This window comes from Thalassospiraceae bacterium LMO-SO8 (assembly GCA_031655335.1).
Lineage (GTDB): Bacteria > Pseudomonadota > Alphaproteobacteria > Rhodospirillales > Casp-alpha2 > UBA1479.
In genome coordinates this window covers 790,653-809,265 of sequence record CP134226.1, presented here as the reverse complement: position 1 = coordinate 809,265, position 18,613 = coordinate 790,653, and the positions used below count along the sequence as shown (strand labels likewise).

At 65.3% G+C, this 18,613-nt stretch carries 17 protein-coding genes; 11 read left to right on the top strand and 6 right to left on the bottom strand.

Going from position 1 to position 18,613, the window contains the following annotated elements; all coding sequences use genetic code 11:
* On the bottom strand, nucleotides 1–1,152 hold the full coding sequence (locus RJ527_03905; protein ID WND76896.1) for a tetratricopeptide repeat-containing serine protease family protein: 1,152 nt from the start codon (nucleotides 1,150–1,152) through the stop codon (nucleotides 1–3).
* Between the two features lie 249 nt (nucleotides 1,153–1,401).
* Between RJ527_03905 and RJ527_03900 the strand changes: the two genes are divergently transcribed.
* The 8 genes from RJ527_03900 to RJ527_03865 all read left to right on the top strand — a co-directional run bounded on the left by RJ527_03900 (nucleotide 1,402) and on the right by RJ527_03865 (nucleotide 9,797).
* Nucleotides 1,402–2,250 (top strand): IclR family transcriptional regulator, encoded by an 849-nt coding sequence (locus tag RJ527_03900; GenBank protein ID WND76895.1) that lies wholly within the window; start codon nucleotides 1,402–1,404, stop codon nucleotides 2,248–2,250.
* Nucleotides 2,247–3,140, top strand: a complete 894-nt coding sequence (locus RJ527_03895; GenBank protein ID WND76894.1) for a TauD/TfdA family dioxygenase — start codon at nucleotides 2,247–2,249, stop codon at nucleotides 3,138–3,140. Before RJ527_03900 ends, RJ527_03895 begins: the two co-directional genes overlap by 4 nt.
* Before the next feature lie 54 nt (nucleotides 3,141–3,194).
* The gene (locus tag RJ527_03890; protein WND76893.1) at nucleotides 3,195–4,625 is read left to right on the top strand and encodes an aldehyde dehydrogenase family protein; all 1,431 of its coding nucleotides are present in this window, start codon (nucleotides 3,195–3,197) and stop codon (nucleotides 4,623–4,625) included.
* Complete coding sequence (locus tag RJ527_03885; GenBank protein WND76892.1) at nucleotides 4,622–5,773, top strand: ATP-grasp domain-containing protein; 1,152 nt, start codon at nucleotides 4,622–4,624, stop codon at nucleotides 5,771–5,773. The genes RJ527_03890 and RJ527_03885 overlap by 4 nt, the downstream gene beginning before the upstream one ends.
* Nucleotides 5,770–6,645 (top strand): succinyl-CoA synthetase subunit alpha, encoded by an 876-nt coding sequence (locus RJ527_03880; protein ID WND76891.1) that lies wholly within the window; start codon nucleotides 5,770–5,772, stop codon nucleotides 6,643–6,645. The genes RJ527_03885 and RJ527_03880 overlap by 4 nt, the downstream gene beginning before the upstream one ends.
* Nucleotides 6,646–6,694: 49 nt before the next feature.
* Complete coding sequence (locus RJ527_03875) at nucleotides 6,695–7,477, top strand: NADPH-dependent oxidoreductase (GenBank protein ID WND76890.1); 783 nt, start codon at nucleotides 6,695–6,697, stop codon at nucleotides 7,475–7,477.
* A gap of 31 nt (nucleotides 7,478–7,508) precedes the next feature.
* The gene (locus RJ527_03870; GenBank protein WND76889.1) at nucleotides 7,509–7,925 is read left to right on the top strand and encodes a hypothetical protein; all 417 of its coding nucleotides are present in this window, start codon (nucleotides 7,509–7,511) and stop codon (nucleotides 7,923–7,925) included.
* Between the two features lie 66 nt (nucleotides 7,926–7,991).
* Nucleotides 7,992–9,797: a monovalent cation:proton antiporter-2 (CPA2) family protein gene (locus RJ527_03865; GenBank protein ID WND76888.1), complete on the top strand. Its 1,806-nt coding sequence runs from the start codon at nucleotides 7,992–7,994 to the stop codon at nucleotides 9,795–9,797.
* Between the two features lie 6 nt (nucleotides 9,798–9,803).
* Here RJ527_03865 and RJ527_03860 read toward each other — a convergent pair whose 3' ends face one another.
* Both RJ527_03860 and RJ527_03855 read right to left on the bottom strand, forming a co-directional pair.
* The gene (locus tag RJ527_03860; GenBank protein ID WND76887.1) at nucleotides 9,804–10,412 is read right to left on the bottom strand and encodes a cyclic nucleotide-binding domain-containing protein; all 609 of its coding nucleotides are present in this window, start codon (nucleotides 10,410–10,412) and stop codon (nucleotides 9,804–9,806) included.
* Nucleotides 10,413–10,522: 110 nt separating this feature from the next.
* A complete protein-coding gene (locus tag RJ527_03855) occupies nucleotides 10,523–12,160 on the bottom strand; it encodes a GMC family oxidoreductase N-terminal domain-containing protein (GenBank protein WND76886.1) in 1,638 nt (545 codons plus the stop codon).
* A gap of 158 nt (nucleotides 12,161–12,318) precedes the next feature.
* Here RJ527_03855 and RJ527_03850 point away from each other — a divergent pair, with 158 nt between their 5' ends.
* Entirely contained in the window at nucleotides 12,319–13,680 is a 1,362-nt protein-coding gene (locus RJ527_03850; GenBank protein ID WND76885.1) for an FAD-binding oxidoreductase, read from the top strand.
* Between the two features lie 83 nt (nucleotides 13,681–13,763).
* On the opposite strand, the gene RJ527_03845 is transcribed toward RJ527_03850, so the two are convergent.
* Nucleotides 13,764–14,921 carry a tetratricopeptide repeat protein gene (locus RJ527_03845; GenBank protein WND76884.1) on the bottom strand — a complete coding sequence of 386 codons (1,158 nt, stop codon included), beginning with the start codon at nucleotides 14,919–14,921 and terminating at the stop codon, nucleotides 13,764–13,766.
* Between the two features lie 147 nt (nucleotides 14,922–15,068).
* On the opposite strand from RJ527_03845, the gene bfr (RJ527_03840) reads away from it, so the two are divergent.
* Together bfr (RJ527_03840) and bfr (RJ527_03835) are read left to right on the top strand one after the other, a co-directional pair.
* A complete protein-coding gene (bfr, locus tag RJ527_03840) occupies nucleotides 15,069–15,533 on the top strand; it encodes a bacterioferritin (GenBank protein ID WND76883.1) in 465 nt (154 codons plus the stop codon).
* A gap of 13 nt (nucleotides 15,534–15,546) precedes the next feature.
* Nucleotides 15,547–16,017: a bacterioferritin gene (gene bfr / locus RJ527_03835; GenBank protein WND76882.1), complete on the top strand. Its 471-nt coding sequence runs from the start codon at nucleotides 15,547–15,549 to the stop codon at nucleotides 16,015–16,017.
* On the opposite strand, the gene RJ527_03830 is transcribed toward bfr (RJ527_03835), so the two are convergent.
* Together RJ527_03830 and RJ527_03825 are read right to left on the bottom strand one after the other, a co-directional pair.
* The gene (locus RJ527_03830) at nucleotides 16,014–17,138 is read right to left on the bottom strand and encodes a cytochrome c peroxidase (GenBank protein WND76881.1); all 1,125 of its coding nucleotides are present in this window, start codon (nucleotides 17,136–17,138) and stop codon (nucleotides 16,014–16,016) included. The genes bfr (RJ527_03835) and RJ527_03830 overlap by 4 nt on opposite strands.
* 146 nt (nucleotides 17,139–17,284) lie before the next feature.
* The gene (locus RJ527_03825; protein WND76880.1) at nucleotides 17,285–18,613 is read right to left on the bottom strand and encodes a sodium-dependent transporter; all 1,329 of its coding nucleotides are present in this window, start codon (nucleotides 18,611–18,613) and stop codon (nucleotides 17,285–17,287) included.

The following is an 18,613-nucleotide window of genomic DNA, read 5'->3' as shown; positions in this document are numbered from 1 at the left end:
TTATTTCACCGCCTTGTTGCCGCGCCGGGGCGGCGGCGGTTGCTGCATGAAGCGTTCCGCCACGGGTTTCAACTGCGGATGATGTTCCAGCAGAAGCGCATAGGCCTTTTGCGCCAGAATGTCGTCCCCGCCCCATTTCCCCGCCTGGATCGCCAGACGCAACACCTGCGGGTCCGTCGGCAGGGCGTCAATCAACGCCCTCAGATGGGGGATTTCGTCCTCGTAGCGTTGCGCCACATGCAGGGAAATGGCCAGGGACAGCCGCGTGTTCAGGCCATTGGGGTCCTGGTCCAGGGACTTGTTGAACAGGTCGAGCGCCTGATCAAGGAACTGCTGACGGCCCAGCGTGCGGCCCGCGTCGTCGTACAACTGGCGGTTCCCGGTGGCGAGGCATTGCGCGTAGAGAAATTCCACGTTGCTGGGCGCCATGTGTTGGTCGCCGCCGCGCACGGCATCCAGGGCTTCGGAACATTTGCGGTAGGCGAGACCGATGCGGGCACTGGGCAGGGCCTGATCTGGGCCCGACTGGGTTTTCAGTTTGGCGATCTCGGCGATGGGGATGGCTTCGTTGCGGCCCTCGCCGCCCGAGGCGATGATCGCCACCAGCGAGCCGTCGCGGGCGAACAGGGCGCCGCCCGAATTCCCCGGCTGGCTGCGCGCCGAATGATGGACGCGGGCCAGGGGCTTATCGGCCGGCGGCACGGCGACCACGCGGCCCGGCAAATAGGCGCGAATGGCGCCGCGGCCCACATCGGCGCCGACCGCGTAAACCTGCTGGTCGACCTCGGCGGCACCCAGGGTCAGGGGCTGTTGCACCACCAAGCCGTCCAGGCGCAGCAGGATCAGGTCGCCGGGATAGGTCGTCGGCACCACGTCGGCGATGCGTTGGCTGCCGTCGGACATGAAGACCTGGGCCCGGGAATTATCGGCGACGACATGCCTATTGGTGACGAGAAGCCCCGGTTCGATCAGCACGGCGCTGCCGACCGGATCGTAGGATGAAATGGCGAAGACCCGCGCCGATGCCTGACACACGGCCGTCGGCGCCTTGCATCCCGGCGCCGGACGCTGGGCCTGGGCGGGAGGGCAGGCGACCGCCAGAACGGTCAGGAAAATCAATGCAAAGCGGATCATCTGGAAGCCCTGGAACATGAGAATGCGATGCCGGATTCCAGGGGACCTGTCAATCGTGTGGGGCTGCTGGGGGCTGTAAAAATGCATATTATTTAAAATTGGGACAAAATATGCCTGATTTATGTTGAAATGGCGGTAACATTGCGTATGATCTGGCGACGGTGCGCAGACGCCGAACGCAAGTGGGAGCAGAAACGGATGATGACATCTCGATCAGCGATGCCCCTCGCCCCTTTTTTCCGGCATTTGGACGGGGAGGCGTAGGTCATGCCCGATTCCGCGCAGAACGGAACCGGCAGCGCCCTTGGCAAGGCGCTTGCGGTGCTTGAGGTTTTGTTGGACGAACCGTCGGCCCTGTCCCTGGGCGACATCGCGGCACGCACGGATTTGCCGCGTCAGACCGTCCACCGCATGGTCAAGCAGCTTGAGGAAAACGCCCTGTTGCGCCGCGATCCCGGCGGCGACAGCTATTCCGTCGGGCCGCGCATGATCGACCTGGGCATGCAGGCGCTGACCGCCGGCACCCGCGCGGCACCCGTGCGCCGGGTTCTGCAAAATCTGGTCGAGCGCCTGGGCGAAACCTGCAACCTGGGCGTCCTCGCTCGCGACGAGGTTGTCTATGTGGAACGCGTCGAATGCGACTGGCCGCTGCGCATCCAATACGGCGTGGGGTCACGCGTGCCGCTCCATGCCACCGGCATCGGCAAGCTGTTGCTGGCCCATCTGCCGGCCCGCGAACGGCGCCGTCTTTTGCGCGTGCTGCCGCTGACCCAACTGACCGACCGCACGATCACCGATCCCGACCGCCTGGAAGACGAACTGGCCGCCATCCGGCGCCGTGGTTACGCTGCCAACGATCAGGAAAACACCCCGGGCCTGATCGGCCTGGCCGTGCCGATCCGCAATCCCAAGGGCCGGGTCATCGCGGGGCTGGCCGTGCATGCGCCGGAAGCCCGCCTGCCCATGGCCCGTGCCCTGGAGCATTTGGCGCTGTTGAACGAGTCGGCGGCGGCGCTGGAATCCTTTTTCGCCGAGGACCAGGAAGGTCTTCAGCCCCTTGATACCGAGGCCGCGAAGGCGGCCGCGCAGGACAACACAGGAAGGATGCAAAGATGACATCACTTGAACAATCGGTTTCCGGCGGTGGCCGGGACGGCGGTCTCCGGCTGCGCCCGGTGTCGGACGCCATCGGCGCCGAGGTTTTGGACGTGGACCTGGCGGCCGTGGACGACGTCCTGTTCGACCAAATCCATGCCGCCTGGATGGATCATTGCGTGTTGCTGTTCCGCAATCAGACGAACATGACCGACGACGCCCTGGTGGCGTTTTCCCGCCGCGTCGGGACGCTTGACCAGGCGCCGCCCAACGAAAACGGCAAGCGTTTCGTCGAGGGTTATCCGGAAATCCTGGTGATTTCGAACGTGGTCGAGAACGGGGTCGCCCTGGGCTCTCTCGGCGCCGGGGAATCCGTGTGGCACACGGACATGAACTATATCGAGGAACCGCCGACGGCGAGCCTGCTGTGGGGCATGGAAGTGCCGGAAACCGGCGGAAACACGGGCTTTCTCAACATGTATAAGGCGCTGTTGGACCTGCCGGCCGACCTGCGCCTGCGCATCAAGGATCGTCAGATCAAGCACGACAATTCAACCAATTCGGCGGGTTACCTGCGCGAAGGGGCGGAAGAGGTCACGGACGTGACGACCTGTCCCGGCGCGGTGCATCCCATCGTCCGCACCCATCCGGTGACCGGGCGCAAGGCGCTGTACCTGGGCCGCCGCCGCAACGCCTATGTCGTCGGCCTGCCGCTGGAAGAATCCGAAGAATTGCTGGATGCGCTCTGGGCTCATACGGCGCAGGAAAAATATTATTGGCATCATAAATGGCAGGTTGGCGACGTGTTGATGTGGGACAACCGCTGCGCCATGCACCGCCGTGACCCCTTCGATGCCTCGGCCCGCCGCGTCATGCACCGGACCCAGATCAAGGGCAGCAAACCCGTTTGACCCTGCCTGTCTCCGGCCCATCGGCCGGACCGCCAAGCCTCTAGGAGAACATGAATGACTGCCACCGCAGAAAAAGTGGCCGATACCGGCCCCGAACAGGTCATCGCCGGTCTGATGACCCGTGCCCGCGCCGCCATGGAAGCCTTCGCCGATGCCGATCAGGCTCAGGTCGACGAGGCCGTGACCGCCCTTGCCTGGTCGATCTACGAGCCGGGCCGAGCCGAGGAACTGGCCAGGATCGCCGTCGAGGATACGGGCCTCGGCAACGTCAAATCCAAGATCATCAAGAACCAGCGCAAGACCTTCGGCTGCCTGCGCGACCTGATGCGGGTCAAGACCGTCGGCGTGATCGAGGAAAACAAGGCCAAGGGTCTGGTCAAATATGCCAAGCCCGTGGGCGTCGTGGGTGCGGTCAGCCCCTCGACCAATCCGGCCGCGACCCCGGTCAACAAGGCCATGTTCGCGATCAAGGGCAAGAACGCGGTGATCGTGGCGCCCTCGCCGGCGGGCATGAAGACCACGACCATGACGGTCGATTACATGCGGGCCGAACTGAAGAAGGTCGGCGCACCCGAGGACCTGGTGCAGGTGCTGCCCGCCCCGGTCGACAAGGCGCTGACCCAGGCCCTGATGAAGGCGGTCGATCTCGTCGTCATCACCGGCTCGCAGAACAACGTGCGCCGGGGTTATTCCTCGGGCACGCCCTGCATCGGCGTGGGGGCGGGCAACGTTCCCGTCATCATCGACGACACGGCCGACTTCAAGGACGCGGCGGAAAAAATCCGCATGTCCAAGATCTTCGACAACTCGACCTCCTGCTCGTCGGAAAACTCCGTCGTCATTCTGGATAGCGTCTATGACCAGGCGATCGAGGCCCTGAAATCCGTCGGCGCCTATGTGTGCTCGGCCGAAGAAAAAGCCAAGGTCAAGGACACCCTTTGGAAGGACGGGCATCTCAACCGCCGCGTCATCGCCAAGGATCCGGACATCTTCGCCAAGGAAGCGGGCTTGCCGGACGCCGCCACCAAGGCTGATTTCTTCATCGTCGAGGAGCCGGCGGAAAACGTCGGCAAGGAACATCCGTTCTCGGACGAAAAGCTGTCCCTGGTTCTCACCGTCTACCGCGTGCCTGACTTCAAGGCCGCCAAGGCGCAGGTGCAGAAAATTCTCGATTTCGTCGGCATGGGCCATTCGGTCGGCATTCACACCAAGACCCAGGAACATGCGGACGAGCTGGCCGCGGACCTGAAGGTCGTGCGGGTGCTGGTCAATCAGGCCCATACCTTCGGCAACGGCGGCAGCTTCACCAACGGGCTTGAATTCACGTTGACCATGGGCTGCGGCACCTGGGCCGGGAATTCCATCTCGGAAAACCTGAACTACAAGCACTTCATCAACATCACCCACCTGGTTCGGGAAATTCCCGAGGACAAGCCGTCGGAAGAAGAACTTTTCGGCGCCTACTGGACGAAATACGGCAAATGAACTTCGAGGAACATGCAGGTAAGCCGCTCCTGAAAGCGGCCGGAATCCCCGTGCCCAACGGCGGGGTCGCGACAACCGCGGATCAGGCGGCGGACATCGCCGCCCCGCTCGGCAAGGTCGCCGTGAAGGCCCAGGTGCCCACGGGCAAGCGCGGCAAGGCCGGCGGCATCAAGATCGCCGACGACGCGGCGGCGGCCAAGGCGGCCGCCCAGGCGATCCTGGGCATGACCATCGGCGAACATGTGGTGGAAAAGGTCCTGGTCGAACAGGCGACGGCGTTCACCCGCGAATTCTACGCCGCCGTGATCAACGATCCGGAAACCAAGGGGCCGAAAATCCTGTTCTCGACCCTGGGCGGCATGGACGTCGAGGAAGCGGCGGAGCAGGACCCCAACGCCATGCGCTCGCTCGCCGTCGATATCCGCCATGGCCCGGACCTGTCCCATGTCCGCGCCATGTTGGACGGCGCCGGTCTGGACGGCCTGGAAGACCAGGTCGCGGGCCTGCTGATGAAGCTCTATGACGCCTACCGGGCCAATGATGCGGAACTGATGGAAATCAACCCGCTGGCGGTGATGGCGGCGGGCGGGCTCATCGCGCTCGACTGCAAGTTCACCATGGACGACAGTGCGATCCCGCGCCACGAGGAAACGGCTAAATCCGGCACACCCGACAAGCTGACGGGCCTGGAAGCCAAGGGCAAGGAACTGGACCTCAAGTACATCGAGCTTGAAGGCGACGTCGGCGTCATCGCCAACGGTGCCGGTCTGACCATGACCACCATGGACGTCGTCCGCCATCACGGCGGCACACCGGCCAACTTCCTGGAAATCGGCGGCGAGAGCTACACCAAGGGAACGGAAGCCCTGTCCCTGGTGCTCGACAATCCCAAGGTCAAATCCCTGGTCATCAATTTCTGCGGCGCCTTCGCGCGCACGGACGTGATGACCGACGGCATTCTCAAGGCCTGGGAAGAATTGAAACCCACGCTGCCGACATTCTGGTCCGTGCACGGCACGGGCGACGTCGAGGCCGTGGCCATGTTGAAGGAGCGGATCGGGGTTGATCCCCTGCCGGACATGTCGGCCGCCTGCAAGGCCGCGGTGGACGCCGCGAAAGCCAATAAGAATAAAGGAGCCGCGAAATGATTATCCGCGGAACGCATCGGGTGATCGTTCAGGGCATCACCGGCAAGCAGGGGACCTTCTGGTCCGAACGCATGATGGAATACGGCACCAAGATCGTCGGGGGTGTGAACCCGAAGAAGGCCGGGACCGAACATATCGGCGTGCCGGTGTTCGGGTCCGCCGTGGACGCCATGAAGGGGTTGGACGGCGGCTTCGATGTCTCCATTCTGTTCATCCCGCCCATGGGCGCCAAGGCGGCGGCGTTGGACGCCATCGAGGCCGGGGCCAAGGCCGTGGTCTGCCTGACCGAACACATCCCCGTGCAGGACGTCATGTACATGATGGCGGCGGCCAAGGAGCGGGGCGTCAAGATTATCGGCCCCAACACGGCCGGCGGCGTGACGCCGGGCGAATGCTTCACGGGCTTCATGCCGGCCTTCAACGAAAAGATCTTCCGGCCCGGCAACGTGGGCATCATCTCGCGCTCGGGCTCGCTCGGCACCCTGATGTGCCTGAACGTGGTGCAGGCCGGGTTCGGTATCTCCGCCTTCATCGGTATTGGGGGCGATCCGATCATCGGCACCACCACCCGCGACGCGCTCGAAGCCCTCGACGCGTTCGAGAAAACCGACGCCGTCGTCATGGTCGGCGAGATCGGCGGCGCCATGGAGGAACACGCGGCGGAATACGCCGCGACCATGAACAAGCCCATGGCCGCCTTCATCGCGGGCGGCGCCGCGCCCGCCGGCAAGAAGATGGGCCATGCCGGGGCCATCGTCATGGGCAACAAGGGGACGTACCAATCCAAGGCCGACGCGCTGTCGGCGGCGGGCGTGGCGATCCTCGACACGCCCATGGACGTGGGGCCGGTCTTGAAGGAACGCATGGGTTAAGGGTAAACATCGGGGCGTGACCCACGAATCAGAACAGGATTGCGCCCCGATGACCCCGCCCGACGGCCCCGGCCAGACCACCGACCATCCGACCACCTCCGACACCATCCGCGTCCTGGGCGACCGGCGCTCGATCCGCGCGTTCTCGGATAAGGAAGTGACCGACGCCCAGGTCACGGCAATTCTGGAAGCAGCCCGCCGGGCTCCGACCTCGGGCAATCTGCAGGCCTATTCCGTGGTCGTCGTGCGCGATGCGGTGACCAAGGAAAAGCTCGCCAAGATCGCCGGCGGTCAGAAGCATATCGAGACCTGCCCGGTCTTCCTCGCCTTCGTCGCCGACCTGACGCGGATCGAGACGGCGTTCCAGCGCCGCGACGGCAACCTGGACGACAACAACCTGGAAATGGGCCTGATGGCCTCCATCGACGCCTCCCTGGTCGGCATGGCCGCCTACGTGGCGGCGGATTCTCTCGGCATCCAGGGCGTGATGATCGGCGCCATGCGTAACGATCCCGAGGCGGTGGCTGAGCTTCTCGGCCTGCCCTTCCGCACCTATGTGGTGTTCGGCATGTGCCTGGGGTATCCGGCGGAGGCGCCGAAACAAAAACCCCGCATGGCCGCCGAGGGCATCATCCATTACGAACGCTACGACGCGGACAAGGCGCTGGCCGTGGTCGATACCTACAATGCCGAACTGAAGGCCCATTATGAATCCGTGGGCAAGCCGACGGCGGACGACTCCTGGTCCGCCGACGTCGACAAGAAATACGCCCAACGCCCCCGCGACCATCTGCGCGCCGCCTTGAAGAAACGCGGCTTCGATTTCCGCTGAGTGCGGGCACTTTCCCGACGGGCGTATTTCCATGCCGTTCACCGTTCATGACGAAGCCGAGGGATTGTGGGTCACGCTCACGGGCTTCGCCGTGCCTTATGAATTCCAGGAAGTGGCCCTCGCCACCGCGGCCCATCCCGAGCGCGACCGCCATCGTTACCACCTGTTCGATTTTTCGGACATCGACCGCGACGCCCTGTTCGCCCTGACCGAAGCCATCGGCGCCTCTCACGCCGCCAAGTCGCGGGAGATTTTCGGCGACCGGGAAAACCCCAAATACACCGGCCTGATTTCTCCGCACGAGAAGATGCAGGTGGTCTTCCGGGCCTTTATCGACTCCAATCCACGCCCGCCGGGCCACGTTATCCGCCGGTTCCCCAGCTTGATGCAGGCACGGGCCTGGTTGCGGGAATGCCTGAACGGGGAGCATCCCGAAAACGCCGGTTGAATTTCCCGCCCCGTGGGCCATGTTTGAGCCTTCGCGCAATTCGTCGCCATCACGCCGGGGCAGCCCATGACCGCTAATTTCCTTGTCCAGGCCGCTGTCTTTCTCGCCGCCGCCGCGATCGCGGCCCCCATCGCCAAGAAGCTGAACATCTCCTCCGTGCTCGGCTATTTGGCGGCGGGGGTGGTGATCGGGCCATACGGCCTCGGCTTCGTCTATTCCGTCTATCAGGTCGAAAGCATCCTCCACATCGCCGAATACGGCGTGGCGCTGCTGCTGTTCCTGATCGGCCTGGAACTGCGGCCCAAGCGTTTGTGGACCATGCGGCAATCCATCTTCGGTCTGGGCGCCGGGCAGGTCGCCGTTTGCGCCCTTTGCCTCACCCCCCTGGCCACCCTGTTCGGTATTTCCTGGGACAAGGCCGTGTTCGTCGCGCTGGCGCTGTCCCTGTCGTCGACCGCCTTCGTCCTTCAGGTGCTGGAGGAAAAGGGCGAGTTGACCACCCGCCACGGCCGCGCCGCGTTCTCCATCCTGCTGTTCCAGGATTTGGCCGCCATTCCGCTGATCGCGCTGATCCCGCTATGGGGGACGGGGACGCCCGGCTCGGGCCTGTCGCTGACCGACGCGGCCTTCGCCATCGGCGCGATTCTGGCCGTGGTGGTGGTCGGGCGTTACCTTCTGTCGCGGCTGTACAAGCTGGTCGCCCTGACCGGCGTGCGCGAGGCCCTGACGGCGAGCGCGTTGCTGACCGTGGTCGGCGTCGCGTTGTTGATGGAGGAAGTGGGATTATCCGCGGCCCTGGGCGCCTTCCTGGCCGGGGCCCTGCTCGCCGATTCCCCCTACCGCCACCAGATCGAGGCCGATATCGCGCCGTTCGAGGGCCTGTTGCTCGGCCTGTTCTTCACGGCTATCGGCATGGCCTTGAACCTCAACCTGCTGGCCGACCAGACCCTGGTGATCGCCCTCGGCGTGGCCGGACTGGTCGCCGTGAAGGCGGCGGTGATCTTTGTCCTCGGCCGCGTGCGCGGGCTCGACACGCCGGCCGCGCGGCGGCTCGCCATGGCCGTGTCGCAGGGCGGGGAATTCGCCTTCGTGCTGTTCTCCACGGCGCTCGGCGCCAATGTGATCGAGCGGGATCTGGCCGAACTGCTGTCGGTCATCGTGACGCTGTCCATGCTGTCGACGCCGCTGCTGCTGGTCGCCGACAGCCTGATCGCCCGCCGCGCCGCGCCGTCGTCCGACGCCCATGACGACATGCCCGAGGAAGCGGGCCATGTGGTGATCGCCGGGTTCGGGCGGTTCGGCCAGATCACCGCCCGCGTGCTGGGGGCCCGGGGCATTCCGTTCATCGCCCTCGACCATTCGCCGGAACAGGTCGATCTGGTCGCCCGGTTCGGCAGCCGTGCCTATTATGGCGACGCCAGCCGCCTGCATATCCTGGAGGCGGCCCAGACGCGCAAGGCGCGCGCCTTCGTGCTCGCCATCGACGATGTCGAGGCGTCGCTGCGTACGGCGGAAATCGTGCGCCGCCACTTCCCCGACGTGCCCGTGTTCGCCCGCGCCCGCAACCGCCAGCACGCGCATCGGCTCATGGACCTGGGTATCAAGCACATCCGCCGCGAGACGTTCCTGTCGGCCCTCGATCTGACGCGGGAGGTTCTGGGCGGTCTCGGCCTTTCCAATGCGGAAGTCACCCGCATGACCGAGGCCTTTCGTCAGCACGATGAGCAGCGCCTGTTCGAGGATTATGCCGACTACACGGATCAGCGGAAATTGCAGGTCAAGGCGCGCAAGTACCAGGAGGAACTGGTCGACCTGTTCAAGCGCGACGCCGAGGGGCTGGCCCCCGGCACGCCGGAAGACGGCAAGGGATGAACGCCGTCAGGCGCTGAGCGCCGCCGGCCGGTTCATGTTGTCGAACAGGCGGGCGACGATCATCTTGATCAGATAGAGCCCGAATTCCGGGTTGTCGGCGAACAGCTCCAGCACCCGATGTTCCGCGATGGCCAGAACCACGCAGTCGTCGCGGCATTCCACGGTCTGCGAGCGTTTGCGGTCGGGGGCGAACATGGCGATCTCGCCGATCAGGTTGCCCGGGCCGATATCCAGGCCCAGTTCGACGATATGGGCCCGGCCCGCCGCCAGATAGAAGATGTCCTGGGCCGCGTCGCCCCGCCGGCACAGAAACGCGCCCTTGGCGACGCGGCGCTCCGTCATGAAGGGCAGCAGGGATTTTACGTCGAATTCCGCATGGGCCATTTCATGGATGCGGCGCTTCAGCCGCACCGCCTGATAGAGGCGCATGGCGTTCAGCGGGAACAGGCAGCCGTGCAGCACCATGATCGGTACCAGATCGCCGTAGACGCCGTAGGAAAAGAACAGGAAATTGCTGGCCAGCCCGACGATCCGAAGCGGGATCATCGATTTCATCCAGAAGGTGACGAAGACCGCGCCGGACGCGACGTAGCCGAGTATTTCCAGTAGCTGCATGCGCCCCCCCGATAGGTCTTATTTTTAGACCATATCTTCTAACCACTCACGGAAGGGTGGGGAAGCATTCAATTCTTGGCATGTTCCGGGCGACGACGGCGGGAGGCTCATCAGTCCTTGATGATCTCCGGCGCCGGCGGCGCCTTGCCTAAAATCATGTCCGACGCCTTTTCCGCGATCATGATGGTCGCCGCGTTCAGGTTGGCGGACGGCATGTTGGGCATGATCGAGGCGTCGACCACGCGCAGCCCCTCCAGCCCGTGCAGGCGCAACTGATCATCGACCACGGTCGACTTGTCCGTCGCCGGGCCCATGCGGCAGGTGCCCATGGGGTGGAAGGTGGTGGTGGCGCGGATCTTCGCCGCCTCCATCAGATCTTCGTCGGACTGCACGTGCTCGCCGGGAAATTCCTCGCCGTCGAAGTATCTGGCCATGGGGGCCGAGCGCAGAATGCGCCGCACCAGCTTCATGCCGGCCAGCAGGACCTGGCGGTCCGTCTCGTGCTCCAGATAGCGGGGATTGATGACCGGCTTGTCGAAGGGGTCGGTGCTGACCGCCTTTACGTATCCGGTGCTTTCCGGGCGCTGCTGCCACGAGGCCACGGTCATGCCGGGGAACTTGTCGAGCACGGTCTGGCGGCCCGACACATAGCTGGCCGGGGTGAAGGTCAATTGCAGGTCCGAATTGGCGATCGCCGGGTCGGAGCGCCAAAAGGCGTAGACCATGGTCGCCTGCAGGCCGAGCACGCTGGGCCTGCCCATCAGCCATTTCGCCACCTCGGGCACCAGGGCCAGGCCCTGGGCGCGCTGGTTGAGGCTGCCCGCGTTCTTGACCCGGGCCGTGAAGCGCGGCGCGTAATGGTCGCGCAGGCCCAGGCCCACGGCGGGCAGGGCGTGGCGGACATCGATGCCGAGTTCGCCCAGATGGGCCGGGTCGCCGATGCCGGAAAGCTGTAGCAGCTGGGGCGAGTTGATGACGCCGCCGGACAGGATCACCTCTTTCCGCGCGGCGATCTCGTGCGCCTGGCCGCCGCGCCCGCCCTTCAGGTAGCGCACGCCGGTGACCCGCTTGCCGTCCATCACCAGGCCCGTGGCATGGGCGCTGGTGATGACGTTGAGTTTACCCTCTTTCATGGCCGGATGCAGAAAGGCCCGGGCGGCGCTCATTCGCCGCCGGTTGTAGATGGTGCGCTGGGTATAGGCGACGCCTTCCTGGTTGGCGCCGTTGTAATCGGGGTTACGCGGGATGCCGCAGGCCTCGGCGCCGTCCATGAAGGCTTCGCAAAGCTCGTGGGTCAGGTCCGTGTCGGTGACGGTCAGCGCGCCGTCGCGGCTGCGGAACCGCTCATCCGCCTCGCCGATGCGTTTTTCCGAGCGCTTGAAATAGGGCAGCACGTCGGCGTAGCCCCAGCCCCGGTTGCCCATCTGGGCCCAGGAATTGTAATCCTCGCGGTTGCCGCGGTTGTAGACGTTGCCGTTGATGGAGGACGATCCGCCCAATGTCTTGCCGCGCGGCACGGGGATGGCGCGGCCCGCGGTCCATTCCGTCGGCTCCGTCTGATAGCGCCAGTTCAGGGTCTTGTGGTCCAGCAGCTTCATGAAGCCCGCCGGGATATGGATCATGGGGTTCCAGTCGGGCGGTCCGGCTTCCAGCACGCAGACCGAATTCCTGCCGTCGGCCGAAAGCCGGTTGGCCAGCACGCAGCCCGCCGATCCGGCGCCGATGATGATGTAGTCGTATGTGTCCATGGGTGGTCTTCAACTTGGATGGAGAACGAGGGCGGACTTAACGCCGCCTGAAGTTCCTAGAAAACCCCATCACGGCGGGGCGCGGCAAGGGGCAATTCTGCATATAGGCGTCTCGGATTTTCCGTGCCAATATCGCAGGATCATTTGGGGCTTCCGCCGTGCCGCCGATTTCCGATCAGAACACGCCTGTCCGTTTTGCCGATCCGCTGCCCGCTGCCGTCGATGTCGTCGTCATCGGCGCCGGGGTCGCGGGCACGGCGACGGCCTATTTCCTGGCGCAGCGCGGGCAGAAGGTTCTGCTGTGTGAAAAGGGCCGGGTCGCGGGCGAACAGTCGTCGCGCAACTGGGGCTGGATCCGCCAGCAGGCCCGCGACCTCGCCGAACTGCCGATCATGATCGAGGCCAACCGTATCTGGCGCGGCCTGGCGGCCGAGACGGGGGAGGCGGACCTGACCTTCACCCAGGGCGGCTGCCTTTACCTCGCCACGACCCAGGCGGAAATGGCGCGCTACGAGGGTTGGCTGGACCGGGCCAAGGATTATCAGCTCGACACCAAGCTGCTGTCGCCTGCCGACCTGCGTGCGCTGTATCCGGGGTTGCCGGGCACTTATACGGGCGGCATGTATACGGCGAGCGACGGCCGGGGCGAACCCTTCGCCGCCGTCCCGGCCCTGGCGCGGGCGGCGCGGCGCCTGGGCGTCGCGGTGATCGAGGACTGCGCCGTGCGCACCCTGGACGTGACCGGCGGGAGGGTTTCCGGCGTGGTCACGGAAAAGGGCAGGGTCGCCTGCAATGCCGTCGTGTTGGCGGCGGGGGCCTGGACGACCCATTTCGCGTCCAACGTCGGTGTCGACGTGCCGCAACTGGCGGTGCGCTGCACCGTGGCGCGGACCGAGGCCGCGCCGATGCTGTTCGAGAACCAGCCCGACGTGCCCAACATCCGCGATGTCGGGTTCTGCCTGCGGCGGCGGGCCGACGGCGGCTATACGCTGGCCACCGGGACCCACGCGGACCATTACCTGTCGCCCAAGTCGTTCAAGTACGCGACCAAGTTCATCAAGGCCATGGGCGCGTCATGGCGCGACATCCGCCTGCATGCGGGCGCACCCGCGGGTTATCCCGGGGCCTGGGGCATGCCGACCCGGTGGTCCGGCGACGAGGTCAGCCCGTTCGAGAAAACCCGCGTGCTGAACCCGGAGCCGACGGCGGCCGAGGTGCGGCGGCTGGAGCGGCGCATGGGCGACCGCTATCCCACGCTGAAGGGAATCCGGCTGGCCGAGGCCTGGGCCGGGATGATCGACGTCACCCCCGACGTGGTGCCGACCCTGGGCGAGGACCCCGTGCTGCCCGGCATGTTCATCTGCACCGGGCTGTCCGGTCACGGCTTCGGCATCGGCCCGGCGATCGGCCGGGTCATGGCCGACATGGTGGTCGGGCGCGACCCGGGCCACGACGTGACGCGTTTCCGCGCGGAACGGTTCCGCGACGGCAGTCCCATCCTGCCCGGGCCGTACCTGTAAGTCCTGACCCCGCGCCTTGGCGATCACGCCCGGGTATTTCTTGCCCGGATAGCGCGGCGCCGACGTCGGCGACGGCGGGTTGTCTACGGGAGTGTGCAGCCGGCCTGCATGCAGGCCGCGGCGCTCTCCAGAAGCGCCCGGCTGAGCCTGCCGTCGGCGGCCCCGGCGAAGTGGCCGGTTTCGCGCAGGCGGACCTGATAGCGGACGATGGTCGCCGGGTCGGCGGCGCGCAGGGTTCTCTCCAGCACCAGGAACCGTTCGAGCAGCGACGGTCCGGCCGGAATGACCGACGGCGCGGGGGCGGTCTCGACCGGGGTGCGGGGGATGGCCTGGGGCGCGGGCGGAGCAGGCGTTTGCGTGGTGACCGGCACGAGGGCGGGCCCGGCCGTATCGGCGGCGGCGGGCGGCGCGGACGGAGACACCAGATCGGGCGCGGGTTCCGGTGCCGCGGGCGGCTCCGGGGCGGCCGCCAGGGACATCGGCGCGGGTTCCTCCGCCGGCTCCGGCGGCGGCAGGTCGAGGGTCGCGGCCGGTGTCTGGCGCTGCCGGCGTTCCGCCTTCGTGCGGTTTTCGCGCGCCTTGGCATAGTCTGGGCGCAGCGCCAGGGCGCGGTCGTAATCGCGGATGGCGGCGGCGAAGTCGCCCTTGCCGGCATGGGCGATGCCCCGGTTGTTGTAGGCGGCGGCGTATTTCGGGTCGAGCGCGACGGCGCGCCCCAGGTCCCGGATCGCGACGTCATGCCGGCCCAACATCATCAAGGCGCCGGCCCGGTTGTTCAGGGCGCGGGGTTCGTCGGGGGAGAGTGCGATGGCGCGGTCCAGGTCCGCCAGGGCGGCGGCGTAGTCCTTTTTGCCGTAATGGGCGTGGGCGCGGTTGATGCGAAAGGCCGCGCGCCCGGGCTCAAGGGCGATGGCGCGGCTGAAATCGCCGATCGCCGCATCGAAGCGGCCCTGACGGTTCAGGATGATTCCCCGGTTGTTGACGGCGGCGGCGTCGCCGGGGGTGAGCGCGATGGCCCGGCCGTAGTCGGCGGCGGCGGCAGCGAGGGCCCCCTTGCGGGCATGGGCGTCACCCCGGTTCTTGAATGCCTTGGACAGGGTGTGGGCGTCCCGCAGGCCGCCGTCGATCAGCACCGTGCAGGCGTCGATGCAGCGGTCGGGATTCGCGTCACACGCGCGGCACGACCCGCCCTGGGCCCCGGCGGAGGTCGGCGCCAAGGCCAGGACGGCACAGAACAACATGGCAGCAAGACGCTTTCCCCATACTTTCGGTTGCGAATGACTTTCAAAATTATATAGTATAATCAATGCACTTGAGATCATTTTGGAACTGTGTAAATTTAGACTCAGCATAGGGACGGCACCGGTTCACATAAAAGGAGACGGCAGATGAAGGGCGACGCGGAGGTGCTGAAGCGCCTCAATCTGATCCTCAAGAACGAACTGACCGCCATCAACCAATATTTTCTCCATTCCCGTATCTTCAACGATTGGGGCATGGACGACATCGGCGAGCACGAATACAAAAAATCCATCAAGGACATGAAGCAGGCGGACAAGCTGATCGCCCGCGTGCTGTTCCTCGACGGCCTGCCCAACCTGCAGGACCTGGGCAAGCTGCGCATCGGCGAGAACACCGAGGAAATCATCAAATGCGATCTGGCGCTCGAGGAACAGTCGATCGCCGCCCTGCGCGAGGCCATCGCGCTGTGCGAGAAGAAGGGCGACTACATCTCGCGCGAACTTCTCGACGACATTCTCGAGGACGAGGAAGAGTACCTGGACTGGCTGGAAACCCAGGTGAGCCTGATCAAGGACATGGGGCTTCCCAACTACATCCAGTCGCAAACATAAGGAGTACCGCGTCATGAAAGGCAAGAAAACGGTCATCACCGCCCTTAACGGCCTGCTGACCCACGAGATGTCCGCCGCCGACCAGTACTTCATCCATTCGCGCATGTATCAGGACTGGGGCCTGGAAGAACTGTACGAGCGCATGAAGCACGAACAGGAAGAAGAGCTGGATCACGCCGCCAAGATCATCGAGCGCGTCCTGTTCCTGGAAGGCACGCCCGACGTGGCGGCCCGCGCCAAGCTGAAGATCGGCAAGGACGTGCCGTCGATGATCAAGAACGACCTGGCCTACGAGGTCTTCGTGCAGAAGGAACTGGTCAAGGTCATCGCCCTGTGTGAAAAGGAAGGCGATTACGTCAGCCGCCAGATGCTGACGGGCCTGCTCGAAGATACCGAGGAAGACCACCTCTACTGGTGCGAAAAACAGCTCGGCCTGATCGAGAAGATGGGCCTGCCCAACTACATTCAGTCCAAGACGTCCTAAGGCTTTTTCTCGGCCAACAGGGGCTCGTAGCGCCGGTCGGTCAGGGTCTTGAGAAACGCGACCAGGGCGTCGATGCGCTTGTCGTCGAGCGCCGGGCCGTGGGTCAGCTCCTTCACGGACAGGGTCGCCGGCACCTCGGGGGCTTGGAACGGCTTGCCCGTTTCCGGGTTGATCAGACGGTCCGGATCCTTGGTGTTGTACTTGTTGTAGAACAGCACCGTGGTGCGCAGATCCTTGAACACGCCGTTGTGCATGTAGGGGCCGGTCACCGCCACGTTGCGCAGGCTCGGTACCTTGAACTTGCCGTCCTGGGCCCTGTCCGTCACCGCCGGGTTTTCCAGTAATCCGTGATCCACGTGGCCGGGCTTCGATCCGTTGGCCCGGCGCACGGCGGTGTTCACGGGAATTCCGATATTGTGGAACTGATAGTTGGTGAAGGTCTCGCCCTTTGCCGGTTGCACCGCGTGCAATTGGTGGCACTGGTTGCAGTTGCTGAACTGCTGGGAAAAGAACAAGAGCCGCCCCAGTTCCTCCTGATCCGTCAGCTTGGCCTCGCCCTTCAAAAAGCGGTCGTACTTGGAATCGAAGGGGGCGAATTCCTTGGTGTTCTCAAACGCGGCGATGGCCTGGGTCATGGCGCCGTAGGCGGCCTCCGTGTCGTCCTTGACCTTGGGGCCGAACAGTTTGGCGAAGGCCGTCACATAGGCCGGGTTTTCCCACAGCCGTTTCACGACGCTGGCCTTGTCCGGCATGCCCATTTCGAGGGGGTTGAGCGGCGGGCCCCCGGCCTGACCGGCCAGGTCCGGCTCCCGACCGTCCAGGAACTGACCGCCGACATAACGCCCGTCCTTCAGGCGCTGGAATTTGGGGGCGAACTTGGCATAGGCGGCCGTCGGCGCGTTGCGGTCGCCCAGCGACGTGCCATCGTCGCCCAGGGACACGGCGCGCCCCACGGCGGTTTCCCTCGGGTCGGTAAAGGCATTGGCCGGGTCGTGGCATGTGGCGCAGGCCTGGGTGCGGTTTTTCGACAGGTTGAGGTCGAAGAACAGGGCCTTGCCCAGCTCTGCCGGGGTGGCGTAATCGGCTGCTCGGGCGGGGGACGCCGCAAATGACAGGCTCAAGACAAGTGTCGCGAGAAAAAGGCGGCGAGAGAAGGGCGTATGGTGTTGCATTCGATGATCCGTATTGCGAATGCGACTTGTTATCATCATTTAACAGGGCCGTGTTGATCAAAATCAAATGTCCGCGATTTTTTGTCGGGACAGGATCAAAGGCCGCTGATCATCACCCAGGCGACCGCCGCCGGGGCGACGAAGCGGCAAATGAAGATCCAGACCTTGGCCAGGGCGAAGGGGTGGTCGCCGCCGGACTGCGCCTCGTCGACGGCGCGGGCGGCGACGGACCAGCCGATGAACAGGGTAATCAGGATACCGCCCAGCGGCAGCATGATGTTCGACGCCAGGTAATCGACGGCGTCGAGGATTCCCTTGCCGCCGACCGTCACGTCCTTCCACGGGCCCAGCGACAGGGCCGAGGGCACGCCCAAGGCCCAGGTCACGGCCCCGGCCCCCCAGGTCGCGGCGCGCCGGGAAATTCTCCGTTCGTCAATCAGGTAGGACACCACGGGCTCGATGATCGAGACGGCGGACGTCAGCGCCGCGATGGCCAGAAGGACGAAGAACAGGAAGGCGAACAGCGCCCCCGCCGGCATCTGGGCGAACACGGCGGGCAGAGTGATGAAGGTCAGCCCGGGTCCCGCCGCCGGATCGAAGCCGAAGGCGAACACGGCGGGCAGGACCATGAGCCCGGCGATCACGGCGAAGCCCGTATCCAGGAGCGTCACCTGGGCGGCGGTCTTGGGCAGGTTGACCTGCCGGTCCAGGTAGCTGGCGTAGGTGATCATGGTCCCCATGCCCAGCGACAGGGAAAAGAACGCCTGACCCAGGGCGGCGTTCACCGTATCCCAGGTCACCTTGGAGAAATCGGGAGTCAGGAAAAACGCGATGCCCCTGGCCGCGCCGTCGAGGGTCACGGCGCGGACGGCCAGGACGATGACCAGCAGCGCCAGGATCGGCATCAGGATGCGCGCCGCCCGCTCGATCCCGTGGCGCACGCCGCCGGCGACGATCACCAGGGTCAGCACCATGAAGGCGGTGTGAAATCCGATCACGTCCAGGGGATCGGCGATGAAGGCGCCGAAGGCGGCGCCCAGGACCTTGGGGTCGTTGGAGGCAAGGGTGCCCGACACGGACTTGACGGCATAGGCCAGGGTCCAGCCGCCGACCACGGAATAGAACGACAGGATGACGAATCCGGCGACGACGCCGAGTCCGCCCACGGCGGGCCAGGCCCCGCCCTTCAAGGCGCGGAACGAGCCCACGGGGTTGCGCTGTCCGGCGCGGCCGATGGCGAATTCGGCCAGCATGACGCTGAGCCCGATGGTCAGCACGAAGGCGGCGTAGAGCACCAGGAACGCGCCGCCGCCGTTCTGTCCGGTCATGAAGGGGAATTTCCAGATATTGCCAAGCCCCACGGCCGACCCGGCGGCGGCAAGGACAAAGCCCAGCCGTGTGGCGAAATGATCGCGCTTTGCCAT